15 protein-coding genes and 1 riboswitch are annotated in these 17,055 nt (G+C 52.2%); of the genes, 11 read left to right on the top strand and 4 right to left on the bottom strand.

Going from position 1 to position 17,055, the window contains the following annotated elements; all coding sequences use genetic code 11:
* Positions 1-68 precede the first annotated feature (68 nt).
* The 5 genes from ABUL11_RS01365 (at position 69) to hepT (ending at position 2,421) form a co-directional block, all read left to right on the top strand.
* A complete protein-coding gene (locus tag ABUL11_RS01365) occupies positions 69-659 on the top strand; it encodes a TonB-dependent receptor domain-containing protein (RefSeq protein WP_350282154.1) in 591 nt (196 codons plus the stop codon).
* Positions 660-825: 166 nt separating this feature from the next.
* The gene (locus ABUL11_RS01370; protein WP_281870899.1) at positions 826-1,101 is read left to right on the top strand and encodes a type II toxin-antitoxin system prevent-host-death family antitoxin; all 276 of its coding nucleotides are present in this window, start codon (positions 826-828) and stop codon (positions 1,099-1,101) included.
* Positions 1,101-1,514, top strand: a complete 414-nt coding sequence (locus tag ABUL11_RS01375) for a putative toxin-antitoxin system toxin component, PIN family (RefSeq protein ID WP_350282074.1) — start codon at positions 1,101-1,103, stop codon at positions 1,512-1,514. Before ABUL11_RS01370 ends, ABUL11_RS01375 begins: the two co-directional genes overlap by 1 nt.
* Before the next feature lie 116 nt (positions 1,515-1,630).
* Positions 1,631-2,017 (top strand): type VII toxin-antitoxin system MntA family adenylyltransferase antitoxin, encoded by a 387-nt coding sequence (gene mntA / locus ABUL11_RS01380; protein WP_276677396.1) that lies wholly within the window; start codon positions 1,631-1,633, stop codon positions 2,015-2,017.
* On the top strand, positions 2,005-2,421 hold the full coding sequence (gene hepT, locus ABUL11_RS01385; protein ID WP_350282075.1) for a type VII toxin-antitoxin system HepT family RNase toxin: 417 nt from the start codon (positions 2,005-2,007) through the stop codon (positions 2,419-2,421). The genes mntA and hepT overlap by 13 nt, the downstream gene beginning before the upstream one ends.
* A gap of 78 nt (positions 2,422-2,499) precedes the next feature.
* On the opposite strand, the gene metH is transcribed toward hepT, so the two are convergent.
* Together metH and gltX are read right to left on the bottom strand one after the other, a co-directional pair.
* Positions 2,500-6,213 (bottom strand): methionine synthase, encoded by a 3,714-nt coding sequence (gene metH / locus ABUL11_RS01390; protein ID WP_350282076.1) that lies wholly within the window; start codon positions 6,211-6,213, stop codon positions 2,500-2,502.
* A gap of 116 nt (positions 6,214-6,329) precedes the next feature.
* Positions 6,330-7,721 (bottom strand): glutamate--tRNA ligase, encoded by a 1,392-nt coding sequence (gene gltX / locus ABUL11_RS01395; RefSeq protein ID WP_350282077.1) that lies wholly within the window; start codon positions 7,719-7,721, stop codon positions 6,330-6,332.
* A 457-nt stretch (positions 7,722-8,178) separates the two neighbouring features.
* Positions 8,179-8,253: riboswitch (Fluoride riboswitch) on the top strand.
* 126 nt (positions 8,254-8,379) lie between these two features.
* Here gltX and ABUL11_RS01400 point away from each other — a divergent pair.
* From ABUL11_RS01400 to ABUL11_RS01425, 6 genes are all read left to right on the top strand, one after another.
* Positions 8,380-8,553, top strand: a complete 174-nt coding sequence (locus ABUL11_RS01400; protein WP_350282078.1) for a hypothetical protein — start codon at positions 8,380-8,382, stop codon at positions 8,551-8,553.
* Position 8,554: 1 nt separating this feature from the next.
* The gene (locus ABUL11_RS01405; RefSeq protein ID WP_350282079.1) at positions 8,555-10,417 is read left to right on the top strand and encodes a ribonuclease catalytic domain-containing protein; all 1,863 of its coding nucleotides are present in this window, start codon (positions 8,555-8,557) and stop codon (positions 10,415-10,417) included.
* 6 nt (positions 10,418-10,423) lie between these two features.
* Positions 10,424-11,338 (top strand): energy transducer TonB, encoded by a 915-nt coding sequence (locus ABUL11_RS01410; RefSeq protein WP_350282080.1) that lies wholly within the window; start codon positions 10,424-10,426, stop codon positions 11,336-11,338.
* Positions 11,339-11,370: 32 nt separating this feature from the next.
* Positions 11,371-12,204, top strand: coding sequence for a shikimate dehydrogenase (aroE, locus tag ABUL11_RS01415; RefSeq protein WP_350282081.1), 834 nt, complete (start codon positions 11,371-11,373; stop codon positions 12,202-12,204).
* Entirely contained in the window at positions 12,201-12,935 is a 735-nt protein-coding gene (gene mtgA / locus ABUL11_RS01420; protein WP_350282082.1) for a monofunctional biosynthetic peptidoglycan transglycosylase, read from the top strand. Before aroE ends, mtgA begins: the two co-directional genes overlap by 4 nt.
* A 160-nt stretch (positions 12,936-13,095) precedes the next feature.
* Positions 13,096-14,292, top strand: coding sequence for a hypothetical protein (locus ABUL11_RS01425; protein WP_350282083.1), 1,197 nt, complete (start codon positions 13,096-13,098; stop codon positions 14,290-14,292).
* A gap of 109 nt (positions 14,293-14,401) precedes the next feature.
* On the opposite strand, the gene ppk2 is transcribed toward ABUL11_RS01425, so the two are convergent.
* Complete coding sequence (gene ppk2 / locus ABUL11_RS01430) at positions 14,402-15,346, bottom strand: polyphosphate kinase 2 (RefSeq protein WP_350282084.1); 945 nt, start codon at positions 15,344-15,346, stop codon at positions 14,402-14,404.
* 17 nt (positions 15,347-15,363) lie between these two features.
* On the bottom strand, positions 15,364-16,968 hold the full coding sequence (locus ABUL11_RS01435; protein ID WP_350282085.1) for an inorganic phosphate transporter: 1,605 nt from the start codon (positions 16,966-16,968) through the stop codon (positions 15,364-15,366).
* Positions 16,969-17,055 lie beyond the last annotated feature (87 nt).

A 17,055-nucleotide genomic window follows, 5' to 3' on the forward strand; every position in this document is an offset into this window, starting at 1 on the left:
CTACGGTCAATCTCCAACCCGCTCGCGACTGAAAACAGAATTATTCAGAGCGGACCAATTATGGAAAGATATTCCCGCCACTGGTTAGCAAGCAATATGAAGTGGGTGCGAAATACGATATCAACCCCAACCTGTTATTGAGTACTACACTATTCAGAATCGAAAAAGCCAACAAGTACTCGGATCGTGCAACGCCAATTCCGAGTTATGTGCAAGACGGTCTGCAAGTACATAACGGGGTGGAATTGGTCTTGACCGGGAAAGTAACCGACAATCTGACCATCATGGGGGGCGGCACCCTGATGGACATCAGTGTAGAAAAATCCAACGATCCTGCTCTGGAAGGAAAGAAGCCGACTAATGCTGCTTCCCGGATGGGAAAAATTTATGCGGAGTATGCTCTTCCATGGATTACTGGACTGAGCCTAACTGGCGGTATTTACTATACCGGTGAAAAATATGGCGATAACGCCAATACCGATAAGATTCCCAGCTATACCCTGTACGATATCGGTGCACGGTACACCACCCGTTTACTCGACAAAGCGCTGACGGTACGTCTAAATGTCATCAATCTGACCGGTAAAAATTATTGGCAAAACGAATATACTTTGGGTGCCCCAAGAACTGTTGCATTTTCTGCTAGTATGAGTTTCTAACATTTCGCAAATTCAATTCATAAGTGTAGCTCACTGGACGGGAATGCAACCCACCTCGCTCCAGCGGGGCATAGCTGCTGGAGTTCGAGCTGAAGACGCCGGGAGTGGACAAGCAGGCAAACTCCTATCATAATGGTCATGTTGACCATTATGATAGGAGGTAACCATGATCAAAGAAGTCAGTGCTGTGAATTTTCGGCAGAACCTGGGCGAAATGCTCAACCAAGTACAGTACCGCAATGACAGCATCGTCATCAGCAAGGATGGCAGGCCAGTCGCGGCCCTCGTCGATGCTGAAATGTTTGCCCGCATCCGACGCATGCGTGAGCGCTTCGACGCGCTGAGTCAGCGCATTGCCGAAAGTTATGCCGATATACCGGTTGAAGAAGGTCTGGCCGAGATCGATGCCGCCGTGGCTGCTGAGCGCAAGCAGCGCCGCTGATGCCGGGTCTGCGCGTCGTGCTCGACACCAATGTACTGGTGTCGGGGCTGGCATATCCGGCCAGTATACCGGGACGCATCATCAATGCTTGGCGGCAAGGTGCATTGGATGTAATACTGTCGCACTATATTCTGGATGAAATGGTCAGAATATTGCCGCGCTTGAGCAGGATTCAGATGACTCAGGCAGAAATCCGCGACCTGGCAGACAGTTTCATGTTTCTGGCCGATGTCGTCGAACCGCAAGGGTCACAGGACTCGAACCTACGCGATCCTGGTAATCAGCCTGTGTTACTGACATTGATAACCGCTCAAACCGACTATCTGGTAACTGGCGACAAGGATTTGCTGGTACTGGCGCGCGACTACCCCATCGTCACGCCTGCCGAGTTCTGGTCGCGTCACGGAGAATGATAATTTGCCGGCAGCCAGTGCAAACATCACCATTCATTGCCTGTCTGGAGTGATGCTCCTGATCGAATCATCAGTGTTATCATAGAAAACTCCGAGACCATTCTCTGAGCACTTCCATGACAACGTTCGATAAGCAACTGGCTGCATTGTTAGCAGGATATCCGGAAATCAGAATGGCCATACTGTTTGGCTCACAAGTTACCGGCCGTACACGTCCGGATAGTGATATCGATCTGGCTTTGCTCGCTGATGTGCCTCTGGCCAGTAATCTCAAGTTGAAGTTGATCGAAGCCATCGGCGCCAAGTTCAGCCGTCCGGTCGATATCGTGGATTTATACCATGCGCCCGAACCCATTCTCGGGCAGGTGTTCAAAGGCAGGAAATTACTGGGTGATCATACGACTTATGCACAGCTTCTGACCCGTCATCTGCTGAATACCGCCGACTTCCTGCCACTGCAGCAAAGAATCCTGGCTGAAAGGCGCAAGCAATGGATCGGCTGATTCTTGCAGGAAAACTGGAATCTCTCCGACGCTGTATCAAGCGTATTGAAGACAGGAAACCTGCCAACGTAGATTATTTAATACAAGACGCAGACCGGCAGGATATTCTGGTGCTCAACCTGACCCGTGCAGTGCAACTTAGCGTTGATATCGGCAGCCATCTCATCAGCAATACAGACCAGGCTACACCGCAGACGATGGGAGAGGTATTTACGACACTCAATGAGATAGGTGCTGTCTCAGAGGAAACCTGCGAACAGTTGAAAAAGGCTGTTGGTTTCAGAAATATTGCTGTTCATAACTATGAGGCCATCAACTGGGAAATCGTTTATACAATCTGTGAACGATCTCCGGCAGATTTCCGTCGATTCACACAGGAAATCTGCCAATACGCCGATTTGTAAAACAGCATAAACTATCAGGGCCCCGGCAGGTATGTATGGATACTAGCTACACGCCCTCTCTGGCCCGATCCTGAAGAGTTAACGCTCATACGCCAGGACAGGTGCAAGCCACCTTTCTGCTTCTTCCAGCGTCCACCCTTTGCGTCTTGCATAATCCTCTACTTGGTCCTTTCCGATTTTTCCAACGGCAAAATAACTGGATTCGGGATACGAGAGGTAAAAACCGGATACTGCTGCAGTCGGCACCATGGCAAATGATTCCGTTATGACGATTCCGCTCCGTTTCTCCGCTTCCAGCAGAGCGAACAGCGGCCCCTTTTCGGTATGGTCAGGGCAGGCAGGATAGCCCGGTGCCGGACGGATTCCCAAGTATTGTTCATCGATCAACTGCTCATTGTCGAGGCTCTCGTCTTTCACATAACCCCAGAATTCTCGCCGCACCCGTGCATGCATGTGTTCTGCAAACGCTTCAGCCAGACGATCAGCCAGTGCTTTCAGAATGATGGCGCTGTAATCATCGTTTGCGGCCTCAAAAGTACGTATACGTTCATCGATACCGAAACCGGCGCTGACGGCAAACAACCCGATGGTATCGTCTAGTCCGGTTTCACGCGGCGCAATGAAATCGGCCAGTGCCAGATTGGGACGCCCTGCCGGTTTGGCCGTCTGCTGCCGCAAGGTGTGCCAGGTCATGATCACCTGACTGCGACTGCGGTCAGCATAAATCTCGATATCATCTCCATTGACGGTATTGGCCGGGAACAGGCCGATAACGGCGTTGGCGGTGAGCCATTTTTGCTCGACGATTTTTCTGAGCATATTCTGGGCATCGCGAAACAGATTGCTGGCTGCTTCCCCGACGAGTTCATCCTGCAGGATGGCAGGATAGCGCCCGTGCAATTCCCATGCTTGGAAGAAAGGTGTCCAGTCGATATGCGGCACCAGTGTTTCCAGCGGATAGTTGTTGAGGGTACGCAACCCCAGGAAATCCGGCGCTGGCGGAGTATAACGGGCCCAGTCGGTTTTGAGTGCGTTGGCCCGGGCTTCCTCGAAAGTGAGCAGCTTGGACGGCCCTTTCTTGTTGCGGTGCTGCACCCGGCTCTTCTCCTGCTCCGCCTTGACCTGCAGGACATAGTCGTCACGCAGATCCTGCGACATCAGATTGCTGCACACCCCGACTGCCCGGCTGGCATCCGGCACCCATACAGTCACTCCACCGTAATGGGGCGCGATTTTGACTGCCGTATGCATACGCGAAGTGGTGGCGCCGCCGATCAGCAGCGGAACGGTGAATTGTTCACGCTCCATTTCCCGGGCAACATGCGCCATCTCTTCCAGTGAAGGGGTAATCAGGCCGGACAGACCGATCATATCGACCTGTTCACGACGAGCTGTTTCCAGAATCTGTGCACTGGGAACCATCACCCCCATGTTGATAACTTCAAAGTTATTGCACTGCAACACGACGGAAACGATATTCTTGCCAATGTCGTGCACATCCCCCTTGACGGTGGCGATCACCACCTTGCCCTTGGGCTTGCTGTCGCCGGAAATTTTTTTCTCCGCCTCGATGTACGGCAACAGATAGGCAACTGCCTGCTTCATTACCCGTGCCGACTTGACCACCTGTGGCAGAAACATCTTGCCTGCGCCAAACAGATCACCCACCACATTCATTCCATCCATGAGCGGGCCTTCGATCACCTCGATCGGCTTGCCTCCCTGGCTGTCGATCTCCTGCCGGACGAACTCGGTATCCTCGACGATATAGGTACTGATACCCCTGACCAGTGCATGAATCAGACGCTGCCGCACCGGTTCGTCACGCCAGGCAAGATCTTCGACCTGCTCCTTTTTCTGTCCTTTGAAATGTTCCGCAAACTCCACCAGACGTTCGGTCGCATCGGGTCGCCGATTCAGCAGTACATCCTCGACATGTTCCAGCAGATCAGGCGGAATGTCGGAATAAACCCCAAGCTGACCTGCGTTGACGATACCCATGGTCATGCCTGCCTTGACCGCGTGATACAGGAATGCGGTATGAATGGCTTCGCGGATTGGGTCGTTACCCCGGAATGAGAATGAAACATTGGAAACGCCCCCGCTGACTTTGGCATAAGGCAGCGTTTGCCGGATAACGCCTGTCGCCTCGATAAAATCCACCGCATAGTTACTATGCTCTTCGATACCCGTAGCAATGGCAAAAATATTGGGATCGAAAATAATGTCTTCGGGCGGGAAATCAGCCTGTTCAATCAATGTATGGTAACAACGCGTGCAGATTTCCACCTTGCGCTGCAAGGTATCGGCCTGCCCGGTTTCGTCGAAAGCCATGACAATCACCGCTGCCCCGTAACGACGCGCCAGCCTGGCGTGATGTAAAAACTCCGCTTCACCTTCCTTGAGGCTGATGGAATTAATGATCGCCTTACCCTGGACACATTTCAGTCCGGCTTCGATCACCGACCATTTGCTGGAATCGAGCATGATCGGCAACCGGCTGATATCCGGTTCGGCAGCGAGCAGATTCAGAAAGGTTACCATCGCCTTCTGTGAATCCAGCATCGCTTCATCCATGTTGATATCGATGATTTGTGCACCGTTTTCCACCTGGCTGCGCGCGATCACCAACCCTTCGGCATAACCGCCATTGAGAATCAGTCGGGCAAATGCCTTGGAGCCGGTGACATTGGTACGCTCCCCCACGTTTACAAACAGGGAATGCTCATCGATATTGAGCGGCTCGAGGCCGGAAAGCCTCAGTTTTTCAGGGATATCGGGCAGTGGGCGCGGAGGGATGTTCCGTACCGCTTCCGCAATGGCCGCGATGTGTTTCGGCGTAGTGCCGCAACACCCCCCGACGATGTTGACGAACCCTGATTGCGCAAAATCCTTGATCAGACGGGCAGTATATTCCGGCGTTTCGTCATAGCCGGTTTCCGCCAGGGGATTAGGCAAGCCGGCATTGGGATGGGCGCTGGTGAAAACCTCAGCCACATTGGATAATTCTTCCACGTAGGGGCGCATCAACTCCGCACCCAACGCACAGTTGATCCCCACCGAAAGCGGACGCGCATGCCGTACCGAATTCCAGAAAGCTTCCGGCGTCTGCCCGGAAAGATTACGTCCCGAAGCATCGGTAATCGTGACCGATATCATCACCGGCAGACGTAATCCATGTGTTTCGAAATACTGATCGATAGCAAACAATGCAGCTTTGGCATTCAAGGTGTCAAAAATGGTTTCGACCAGCAGAATATCCGCGCCCCCGTCGATCAGCCCGCGCACCGACTCGGTATAGCTTTCCACCAGATCATCGAAGGTGATGGCGCGAAATCCGGGATCATTGACATCCGGTGAGATTGAAGCCGTTTTGGTGGTGGGCCCGATCACACCGGCAACGAAACGGGGCCGGTCGGGTTGCTGCGCTTCCATTGCCCGCGCTTCCTCACACGCCAGACGGGCACCCGCCACATTCAGTTCATACACCAGATCCTGCATGTGGTAATCCGCCATCGACGGCGCATTCGAGTTGAACGTGTTGGTCTCGATGATATCCGACCCGGCTTCGAGATAAGCGCGATGAATGAAACGGATGACTTCCGGTCTGGTCAGGCAGAGCAAATCATTGTTGCCTTTGAGATCATGCGGGAAATGGGCAAAACGTTCCCCCCGATAATCCGATTCGGTCAGCTTGTAGCTCTGGATCATCGTACCCATGGCACCGTCAAGCATCAGGATACGTTCGGCAAGCAACTGTTTCAGCAAATCAGCACGTTCATGCATTGTCATAACAGATTCGGCAATTGAAATTGTTCAATCAGTAAAAACAATCTTGCAAACAATGGTTATTCGGTACCATGCGCACTCCATTGTGCACTCAACCTGGCAACCAGAAATCAGGAATCTCATCCGGGAAAAATTTCCATCCGGCCGCGCAAACGATGCAATGTCTCCTCTTTGCCGAGCAGCTCCAGCACTGCATCAATTGCCGGGGTTTGTGTCTCCCCCGTGACCATGACACGTAACGGCATCGCCAGGCTGGGAAATTTCAGATTGTGTGAGGAAACCGTCTGTTTGATTTCGCGATGAATAGTCTCCCGTTGCCATTCGATCTGCGCCAGGCGATCGACCAGGTATTCCAGCACCGGACGTATCTCAGCAGTGAAATACTGTGTCCTGAGGGCTTCAGGAGGCTCGATCGTCCGGAAAAAATAAGCTGATGCATCGGCCAGTTCCTCAATGGTGCCGACACGATCTTTCAGCAGATTGACGATCTTGAGCAAGTTCTCTGCCGCTGGCAGGTGATAGCTTCTCTCCAGCAGAAAAGGCATGACCAGCTCCACCAGCCGCGTATCATCAGCTGTTTTCAGATAATGCTGATTCAGCCAGGTCAGTTTCTCGGGATTGAACTTTGCCGGTGAACGACTGATTGCAGTCAGATCAAACCACTCGATCAACTGTTCCCGGCTGAAAATTTCCTCATCTCCGTGCGACCACCCGAGTCGGGCTAGATAATTGATCAATGCTTCCGGCAGATAACCCTGATCGCGGTAATGCATCACCGATACAGCACCGTGCCGTTTGGAAAGCCGTTCACCATCCGCACCCAGGATCATCGGCACATGCGCATACTGCGGGATGGATGCACCCAGCGCCTTGAGAATGTTGATCTGACGGGGAGTATTGTTGACATGGTCATCACCGCGGATGACATGGGTGATTCCCATGTCGAGATCATCGAGCACCACACCGAAATTATAGGTGGGCGTGCCATCACTCCTCAGCAATACCAGATCATCCAGCTCGTGGTTGGCGACGCTGATTTTACCTTTTACCAGATCATCGAACACCACATACCCTTCCTGGGGTGTTTTCAACCTAACAACCGGCTTGACACCAGCCGGAGGGGTCTGCCTGCTGTCGCGCCAGCGGCCGTCATAACGCGGTTTCAATCCGGCCAGGCGCTGCTGCTCACGTAATGTATCCAGTTCTTCTTTGCTGGCATAGCACTGATAAGCAAGGCCCTGGGTAAGCAATTGCTCTGCAATTTCCTGATAGCGATCCAACCGCTGCATCTGATAATACGGTCCTTCATCATAATCGAGTCCCAGCCAGGCCATTCCATCGAGAATCGCCTGTACGGATTGCTGTGTCGAGCGTTCAAGGTCGGTATCCTCGATTCTCAGAACGAACTTTCCTCCCTGTTTCCGGGCAAATGCCCAGGAAAAAAGGGCGGTACGCGCACCACCGATATGAAGATAGCCGGTAGGGCTGGGAGCAAAACGTGTTTTTACCATCTGATTACACTAAAGTTGGAAGTTGTGATACGAAGTCGTAGTCTCCGGAAATCCCGGGGACACATGCAGACAAAAAACTCCCCGGCTGAGCCGGTATGAAGCGGATCATCAGTACTACCACTATCCCTGCAACCCTTGTTTTTGCTGACGATGTATTATGTTACCATGAACGGCATATTTTCCTGTCGCCCTTGGGGATACGATGTTTAGCCCAACTTTGTGGTGGTATATTGCCTGGTGCGTTACCAACGCAAAGAGAAGTTAGGGAACAGATATTACACAAGAGCCCTGGCAAGCTCAGTCGGCACTTTATACATGAGCAACAGCTAGCTTTGAATTTTTTTATTCGAACAAATTTAATAAAATTGCCGTAACATAATTCATTGTGTTTTACTATTATCCTGTTGGGTGGTTTACATTGAAATAATCTCGACCGCCATTTAGGACTTGTGTATAGTGAATTTAAGGAGATGGTGTTCCTCCTTTTGAAGAAACCGCAGCCCGTAACGCTGCTGATGACGCCTACAGGACCCGACCTTCGTGGGGGGCTGTAGGCGTTCGTATTTACATCCTTTAGCATTGGTCAGCCCGATTGTTTTTCGTGTGAATGCCCAATAATGTCCGATGCAGATAGACACCAACCAAGACGGAGACTCCAATGACGACGTCTAGTATTCAAACCCTCCATACGCGGGAAATCCTAGACTCGCACGGCAATCCCACCATCAAGGTTGACATTAAACTGGAAGATGATGCGACAGGGCGCGCCGTGGTGCTGCACGGTCTAGAGAACGGTTTTTCATACGCTTTTCCGGGTTGCGCAGAGGGTTGATTTGGTAAACGTTTTTTACGAGGAAGCAGGTACGCTCAAAGTCGGCAGCGTTCTGACCGACAACACCACCTCTCTGCAAATCGAATCAGCACATGGAAAGCGCTCCAAGATCAAAGCTGCATCGGTTCTGCTACGCTTCGAGAATCTGCCTATACATGGATTCATGCAACAGGCACAGGAAAAAGCAGCTGACATCGATGTGGATTTTTTATGGGAATGTTGCGAAGAAAACCGGGAATTTGCCGGGCAGGAGCTGGCAGGCGATTATTTCGGCCACACGCCTGATCCTCTCGAAACTGCCGCCATCATGATTCTGCTCAGCCAGAATCCGATTTATTTTCATAAGAGAGGAGTGGGGCGTTTCAAGGCAGCCCCGCCAGAAATTCTGCAAGCTGCGCTTGCCAGCCGTGAAAAGAAACGGCTGGCCGAAGAAAAGCAGGCTGGTTACGTACAACAATTGATGGCATTCGAACTGCCGGATACCTTCCGGCCGCTGCTCGATGATTTGCTGTACCGGCCGGACAAAAACACGATCGAATGGAAAGCACTGGAAACAGCGTGCGACGCTACCCGGCTAAGTATGCCCAAGCTGCTGGAACGATGCGGTGCCATTCCCTCAACGCATGATTACCACTATAACCAGTTTTTGTACGAACACTTCCCGGAAGGTATCGACACAGACGCATACCCTGCCGACTTTCACCTCATGGACCCGGAAGATTTACCAGTAGCCGGCGTCCAGGCATTCAGCATCGACGATGCCACCACGACTGAAATCGATGATGCCTTTTCAGTCACTCCTCTGAACTTTGGCAGTTTCCGGATCGGAATACACATTGCCACCCCTGCTTTGGGAGTGGCGCCGCACTCCTTTCTCGATAAATTTGCAGCAAAACGCCTGTCCACCGTCTATCTGCCCGGCCGTAAAATCACCATGCTGCCGGAAAACGTAATCCAGCACTTCACACTGGGAGAAGCACACCACCGGCCGGTACTCTCGCTCTATCTGGAAGTTGCAGATGATTTCACCGTCACCCGTACATTCAGCCGGCTCGAAACCATCGAGGTTTCCACCAATCTACGCCTCGATTCGCTCGAACAGCAGTTCAACGAAATCACACTGCGTGAGAATCAGACGGATTATCCCTTTGCCCATGAGCTGAGATTACTCTGGAATTTCTCCTGCAAAATGGAAAAATTGCGCGGCAAGGATCAGGACATCAACAGTGAAAAGATCGACTACAGTTTCGTCATCGATCATCAGGATCGTGTTTTGATTTACGAACGTCGCCGGGGAGCACCTATCGATAAAGTCGTATCGGAACTGATGATTTTTGCTAACGCCGAATGGGGCAAACAACTGGCAGATGCCGGTTATGCGGGGATTTATCGCAGCCAGGGAAACGGTAAGGTGAAAATGAGCCTTTCCCCCGCACCGCATCAGGGGCTGGGCGTATCCCAATACGCCTGGAGCAGTTCACCCATGCGACGGTATGTCGATCTCATCAATCAGCGCCAGTTAATCGCGCTGGTATCGGGCAATCCACCTCCTTATACTCGCGAGGATGATACGTTGCTGATCGCCATGCGCGATTTTGAAATAGCGTATGCAACCTATGCAGAATTCCAGCGCGGCATGGAGCGCTACTGGTGCCTGCGCTGGCTGCTGCAGGAAAACGTCAGCACATCCGATGCCGTCGTCATCAAGGAAAACATGGTCAAACTGGATCGCCTGCCGCTGGTCGTACGTATACCCTCGTTACCCGAACTGGCGCCCGGCACATCAGTAGCCATCGGTATCTCACAGATCGACCTGATCGATCGATCACTCAATGCCAGCTTTCTTGGCAAAAGTGAAGGCTGATGATCAATGCAAATCACCGCGGTTTTCAACTCCCCCATGCAGCCCAACTACAGGATTTTTTTGGCACTGCTGATATCGCTGCTGTTGCACACGGCTATCATTGCGGGCGTATCACTCATTCTGCCTGAACAAAAAACGACCAAGGCCGCCAAGTCCATGGATGTCATTCTGGTCAACAGCAAATCCCAAACTAAGCCCGTGAATGCCAAAGTGCTGGCGCAAGCCAATCTCGATGGCGGCGGAAATGTAGCGGAAGATCGGCGAGCGAAAACTCCCTTGCCGGTTCTGCCGGGTGTGAAGCCGGTAACGAATCTGACCGAGATCACGCGGAAAACCAGACAACTGGAAAAAGAAGTCAAAAAACTGCTGACTGCGACAGAAAGTAAGACCAAGGTCATACAACCCCTGCCACAAACAAAGTCTGGGCAGGATAAGTCCGTACAGAATCAGCCTGCCACCATCAATCCGGACAGCCACCATAATCTGTTGCAACGCAGCCTCGAAATCGCCCGTCTGGAAGCACAAATCGCAAAAGATCATGAAGCCTACCAGAAACGGCCAAAACGGAAATTCATCGGCGCACGTACCCGTGAATACCGTTTTGCCCGCTATCTGGAAGACTGGCGGCTTAAGGTCGAACGTATCGGCAATCTGAATTACCCGGACACCGCCAGAAAGCAGAAACTGTACGGCAGTCTGCAACTGACGGTCGGCATTCGCTCCGATGGCAGTCTGGAATCAATCGGAATCGACCGTTCCTCGGGAGTACAGGTACTGGATGATGCAGCCATCCACATTGTGCGACTGGCCGCACGTAACGGATTTGCACCTTTTCCGCCTGATATCCGCCGCGATACCGACATTCTGCATATCACTCGCACCTGGGTATTTTCCCGTGCGGATAAGCTACTGAGTGAATAACGAATTCCTCCAGATACTTGAGACAAATCAGAATGGATACCTACGCAGTCGTCGGCAACCCGGTTGCACACAGTAAATCGCCATTCATTCATGCCCGGTTTGCACAGCAAACCGGCCGGATCATGCATTACACCGCCCTGCTCGCACCATTGGATAGGTTTGAACAAACTGCTCTGGATTTCCGAAAAACCGGCGGCAAAGGTATGAATATCACTGTGCCCTTCAAGTTCGAAGCCTTTGCACTCGCCAACCAGCTGACCGATCGTGCCAGTGCCGCACGCGCAGTCAATACTTTCTGGTTCGAGGAAAAAGGAAAAATACTCGGTGACAACACCGATGGTGTCGGACTGGTACGTGATATCGAGGTCAACCTGAACTTCCCGCTGGCGGGTAAGCATATCCTGCTGATGGGCGCAGGCGGTGCCGCCAGTGGCGTCATTCTGCCACTGTTGCAGCAGCAGCCCGGCCTGCTGGCCATTGCCAATCGCACGCCCGATAAAGCAGCATCATTACAACGCCAATTCGCCAGCCACGGTAACATTACATCCGGGTATTACCATGATTTTGCCGGGCAGAATTTCGATCTCATCATCAACGCTACCTCCGCCAGCCTGCACAACGAACTCCCCCCCATACCGGCGGATTTGTTTCACGGCACTTCTCTTGCCTACGACATGCTATACAGCAGCAGGCTGACACCGTTTCTGGAGCTTGCCAAGATGCAGGGAGCTGGATATCTGGCAGATGGTGCCGGCATGCTGGTAGAACAGGCGGCAGAATCCTTTCTGCTGTGGCACGGGATCCGCCCGGAAACGCAGACCGTCATCAGACAGCTCAAGGATAATCTGCGCCACCCTACCTCGTGAAATTGATACAAGCACGCCGGCCTGCCACCTCTAAACCGAGGCTGATCAGTACCTGGCTGTTACGGCCACTGTTGCTGCTCCTGACAGCCGGTCTGCTCTACCAGTCCTGGTTCCTGCTGCATATTGTCTACTGGCGTTCATATTCCCCGACCACCAGCGCGTTCATGCAGGATCGCCTGAAGATCATACGCCAGCAAAACCCTGCTGCAAGCTTACAGCACCAATGGGTCGATTATGAACAGATTTCCAGCCATCTCAAGCGAGCAGTCATTGCCGCCGAGGATGCTCGCTTTCTGCAACATCAGGGGTTTGATTACAAAGCGATCGAAACTGCCTGGAAAAAGAACCTGAAGCAACGCAAATGGGCAGCCGGTGGATCGACCATCAGCCAGCAGCTCGCCAAAAACCTGTTTTTATCTACTGAAAAAACCGTGTGGCGCAAATCCCAGGAAACCCTCATAACGCTCATGTTGGAGGAATTTCTGACCAAGCGGCGTATTCTGGAAATCTATTTGAATATCATTGAATGGGGTAATGGCATCTTCGGAGTCGAAGCAGCCGCCCGTCATTACTTCGATATACCCGCTGCATCCCTCACCCCCGCACAGGCAGCCTGGCTGGCATCGATCATTCCGAATCCACGTCTTTACGATACCCGCCGCAATTTGCCCAAATTACTCAACAAATCCAGAATCATTCTGTCCCGTCTGCCTGCAGCAAAGATTCCATGACAAGATAAAGAATGGATACGAATTGGCCTCCTCAATTTATCCATATGCCTGTCCCGCCCTCACCTCGCTTGTCCGGATCGATATGTTTCACAATAATGTCACCTGATCTGCGAGAAAATTCGAGCAGTCGGAATCATAAGGACACAACAAAAATATCAGAATGAAAAACATACAACGATATTCATGGGGGTTACTTCCCTGTCTGCTAACCACGCTTCCGGGCTGCCTGTCACCAATCACATTGCATCACGCGGTAAGTGCCTACGATGACGCCATCACCAGTACGATTTCCAGACAACTGCTGACGAACATCGCTCGTGCGCGCCATCACCAGCCGATCCATTTCACTGGTGTCTCAAACGTGGCAGCCACCTTCGATTTTCGTTTCAGTGCAGGCGCCACTCCCGCACTGGGTGGGCTGGCCGGAACAACACTGATGCCGCTATTCGGTGGCAGTGTGGCGGAAAATCCCACAATCAGCATCGTTCCGATCGAGGGTGAAGAATTCACCAGACGGCTGCTGACACCTTTCCAACAAAACAAGTTGATGCTGTTACTGCGTCAGCGTTTCGACATCGATTTGCTGCTGAGACTGATGGCACAGGAAGTACGCATTCAGGAATCGACCTCACAAACAACTTATCGTAATACCCCGTCTGATACGACAGGCTACCAGACATTTCGCAAAGTGGTACTGCACCTATCAGCAATACAGGATCGGGATCAGCTCTACGCCGAACCGCTGAATCTGGAATATGACTGGACCCTGCCCGCGGCAGCAGTATCCGCTGAAGGATTCCATACACTGGCGAAGGAGTTCATCGTCCACCACGACCGGCAGAATGATCTGTTCATCCTTCATCAGAAAAAGCAGGGGCCGATCCTCATCACCAACTACGATCCTAGCATCCTGTCCGAAAAGGAACGTGCGCAGTTGAGCAAAGAGGCGGAGGGATGGGAGCCAAATGATGTGGCATTCGACATTCGTCCCGATGGAACGGGTGGAGAATGGCCCATGAAGGGTATTTTCCGGCTGAGAAGCTTTCATGCAATCATCAGTTCTCTCGGCCGTTCACTGAGCGATGAACCGGAATACCACGTGGAAAAAGATCCACGCACGCCACCTGTTTCCCATGATGAAAACCCTGTGACCACAATGGCGCTTCTCGTGACGGACACTCCTCCGTCGAATGCCGACCTGTCGATCCGTTCACACGGCAAGCATTACGCAGTGAATACCCGAGGGCAGGACGTCCGCTGGAATCGCGATGCGTTCCAGATGCTGTATCTGCTGTTTCAGATGACGGTGACCGACTTGCCGCGCACAAGTATCCCCGGTATCACCATTGCCAAATGATCGGTAGACCCGTACGACACCACTGATACTTTACCTGCCGGTCGTGGCAGAAATAACGAGTGATTCTGTATGGCAACCAGCTGGCAATGATGCGTCAGGAAATCCAATATCAATAGATATCCGGAACGAACATTTCTTCAGAAACCGGTTGACGCGTGTAATCCGGATGATGGATACGATCCGGTAAAATAATGGTTTCGTGTTCTACTTCGGTATAGGGAATCCGACCCAGGAAATGATGGATACAGTTGAGCCGGGCTCTTTTCTTATCAACCGCCTCGACGATCCACCATGGTGCTTCAGGAATATGAGTACGCTCCAGCATCGCCTCCTTGGCTCGGGTGTAATCTTCCCAGCGCCGTCTGGATTCCAGATCCATCGGGCTCAATTTCCACTGCTTCAGCGGATCACGGATACGCATCTGAAAACGCAGATACTGTTCATCGTCAGTAATTGAAAACCAGTATTTGATCAGGATGATTCCCGAGCGCACCAGCATGCGTTCAAACTCGGGTACTGAACGGAAAAATTCCTCGACTTCATCCTCGCTGCAAAAACCCATCACCCGTTCGACTCCGGCACGGTTGTACCAACTGCGGTCAAACAGCACGATTTCCCCACCGGAAGGCAGATGCGGCACATAACGCTGGAAATACCACTGACTGCGCTCACGTTCACTCGGTGCCGGCAGTGCTACGACCCGACAGACACGGGGATTGAGCCGCTGAGTAAAGCGCTTGATGACACCCCCCTTACCGGCAGCATCACGTCCTTCGAACAGGACGACCACCTTGAGCCGTTTGTGCACCACCCAGTCCTGTAACCTGACCAGTTCACCCTGGAGCCGAAAAAGCTCTCTGAAATAATGCTGCCGACCTATATCTCCAGTAGCAGCATCTGCTACGGCATCGTCAACCCACTCATCTATCCGTCTGTCATCAATCTCCATCTCCAGTTCTTCATCGAGGCTATCCATCATCTCGTTGCGAAGACGATGCTCTAGCTCCGGATCTTCATGAAATTTACCGATATCATCCATTGGCAGTTGTGGCATGTTAATCAAATCACTCTTTAAAATATCGCGGTAAACAACCAGTACAGAGAACCCGAAAGCAGCATTGCGGCGGGCAGCGTCAACAGCCAGGCCATAGCCAGATTACGCACGGTACTCCATTGCAGGCCGGACTTATTGGCAACCATCGTACCGGCTACGCCTGACGATAGTACCTGGGTAGTAGAAACCGGCAGGCCGAAGAGATCAGCAGCGCCGATCGTGCTCATCGCCACCAGCTCTGCCGATGCACCCTGGGCATAGGTCAGATGCGATTTGCCGATCTTCTCACCCACGGTGATGACGATACGCTTCCAGCCCACCATCGTACCCAGGCCGAGTGCCACTGCGACTACCACTTTTACCCACAATGGGATGAATTTGGTCGCGTTGTCTACTTCCCGCTTGAAAGTACTAAGATTTTCCCGGGTAACGGCATCGAAATGCAGTGAAGGTTCTTTCTCGATATGACGGATCGCCTCCGAGGCAAGATACATATCGTTACGCACGTTGGCCATTGCAGTCGCCGGCAGGCGGGCGAACGAACCATGTTCCTTTACCTGCTGACCGATGCTGCCGGCCACAGTAGCCAGTGAAGGCAGCAATTCCGGTGTAACGACCCGGGCACGCACGTATTCAGACAGTACAGCACGTGAATCGGCCGGTGCAGGCGCAGGTGCGATATTCACGAGCGAATCCCGGGTCACCTGCACAACGGCGGCAAACTGTGTCACCTGATTAACCGGCATAGCGCGGTTGAGTGCATATGAGATCGGCACGGTACCGACCAGAATGAGCATGATCAGGCCCATCCCCTTCTGACCATCATTGGACCCATGCGCGAATGACACACCCGTACAAGTCAGTATCAGCAGGCTGCGAATCCACCAGGGAGGCGGCTTATTACCTCTGGGTTCACGATAAAGCGCCTGATCCTTCACCAGCGCACGCAGCGCCAGAAGCAGAAGGAGCGCGCAGAGGAACCCGATCAGGGGAGAAAACAGCAGGGAATATCCGACCTTGACCGCCTGACTCCAGTCAACACCACTGGTACCATCACGACCGTGCATCAGCGCATTGGCGATACCGACACCGATGATGGATCCAATCAAGGTATGCGATGAAGAGGCCGGCAACCCCAGCCACCAGGTAGCCAGATTCCACAAAATGGCGGCAATGAGAAGTGCAAATATCATTGCAAAACCGGCACTGGAACCCACCTGAAGAATCAATTCCACCGGCAACAGCGAAATAATACCGAATGCAACCGCACCACTGGAAACCATCACCCCCATGAAATTGAATACCCCCGACCAGATAACCGCCACATGGGGCGACAGCGAATGGGTATAAATCACAGTCGCGACTGCATTTGCAGTATCGTGGAAACCATTGACAAATTCGAAACTGAGTGCGATCAGCAGTGCTATACCCAGCAATAGGAAAGGCAGCCAGGTCTGCGGTGTATCACCGTTGTCGGCAACATCAGCGTACAGACTATACGCACCAAAGGTCAGACCAAGCGCCAGCAAACCAAAAAAAGTAACGATAGTCACGATACTTGGCCGATGATCAAGGCCAGGGCGAGAAGCAGAAGAAATCGAAGAAGGATTCGAAGCAACCATACAGAAAATCCTTTGTGTTGTTGTTCAGGCTGGAGATCCTAACAACACTCTGCTACAGAAATATTACCGTGATCTATCATTTTCAGA

The organism is Nitrosomonas sp. (genome assembly GCF_040256045.1).
Taxonomy (GTDB): Bacteria; Pseudomonadota; Gammaproteobacteria; order Burkholderiales; family Nitrosomonadaceae; genus Nitrosomonas.

What these genes read in the sequence shown, in the direction of transcription:
- hepT (WP_350282075.1), top strand. Translation starts at nt 2,005, where the DNA reads ATGGATCGGCTGATTCTTGCAGGAAAACTGGAATCTCTCCGACGCTGT.
- ppk2 (WP_350282084.1), bottom strand. Translation starts at nt 15,346, where the DNA reads ATGCCACAACTGCCAATGGATGATATCGGTAAATTTCATGAAGATCCG.
- metH (WP_350282076.1), bottom strand. Translation starts at nt 6,213, where the DNA reads ATGACAATGCATGAACGTGCTGATTTGCTGAAACAGTTGCTTGCCGAA.
- ABUL11_RS01435 (WP_350282085.1), bottom strand. Translation starts at nt 16,968, where the DNA reads ATGGTTGCTTCGAATCCTTCTTCGATTTCTTCTGCTTCTCGCCCTGGC.
- gltX (WP_350282077.1), bottom strand. Translation starts at nt 7,721, where the DNA reads ATGGTAAAAACACGTTTTGCTCCCAGCCCTACCGGCTATCTTCATATC.
- aroE (WP_350282081.1), top strand. Translation starts at nt 11,371, where the DNA reads ATGGATACCTACGCAGTCGTCGGCAACCCGGTTGCACACAGTAAATCG.
- mntA (WP_276677396.1), top strand. Translation starts at nt 1,631, where the DNA reads ATGACAACGTTCGATAAGCAACTGGCTGCATTGTTAGCAGGATATCCG.
- ABUL11_RS01375 (WP_350282074.1), top strand. Translation starts at nt 1,101, where the DNA reads ATGCCGGGTCTGCGCGTCGTGCTCGACACCAATGTACTGGTGTCGGGG.
- ABUL11_RS01370 (WP_281870899.1), top strand. Translation starts at nt 826, where the DNA reads ATGATCAAAGAAGTCAGTGCTGTGAATTTTCGGCAGAACCTGGGCGAA.
- ABUL11_RS01400 (WP_350282078.1), top strand. Translation starts at nt 8,380, where the DNA reads ATGACGACGTCTAGTATTCAAACCCTCCATACGCGGGAAATCCTAGAC.
- ABUL11_RS01425 (WP_350282083.1), top strand. Translation starts at nt 13,096, where the DNA reads ATGAAAAACATACAACGATATTCATGGGGGTTACTTCCCTGTCTGCTA.
- ABUL11_RS01410 (WP_350282080.1), top strand. Translation starts at nt 10,424, where the DNA reads ATGCAAATCACCGCGGTTTTCAACTCCCCCATGCAGCCCAACTACAGG.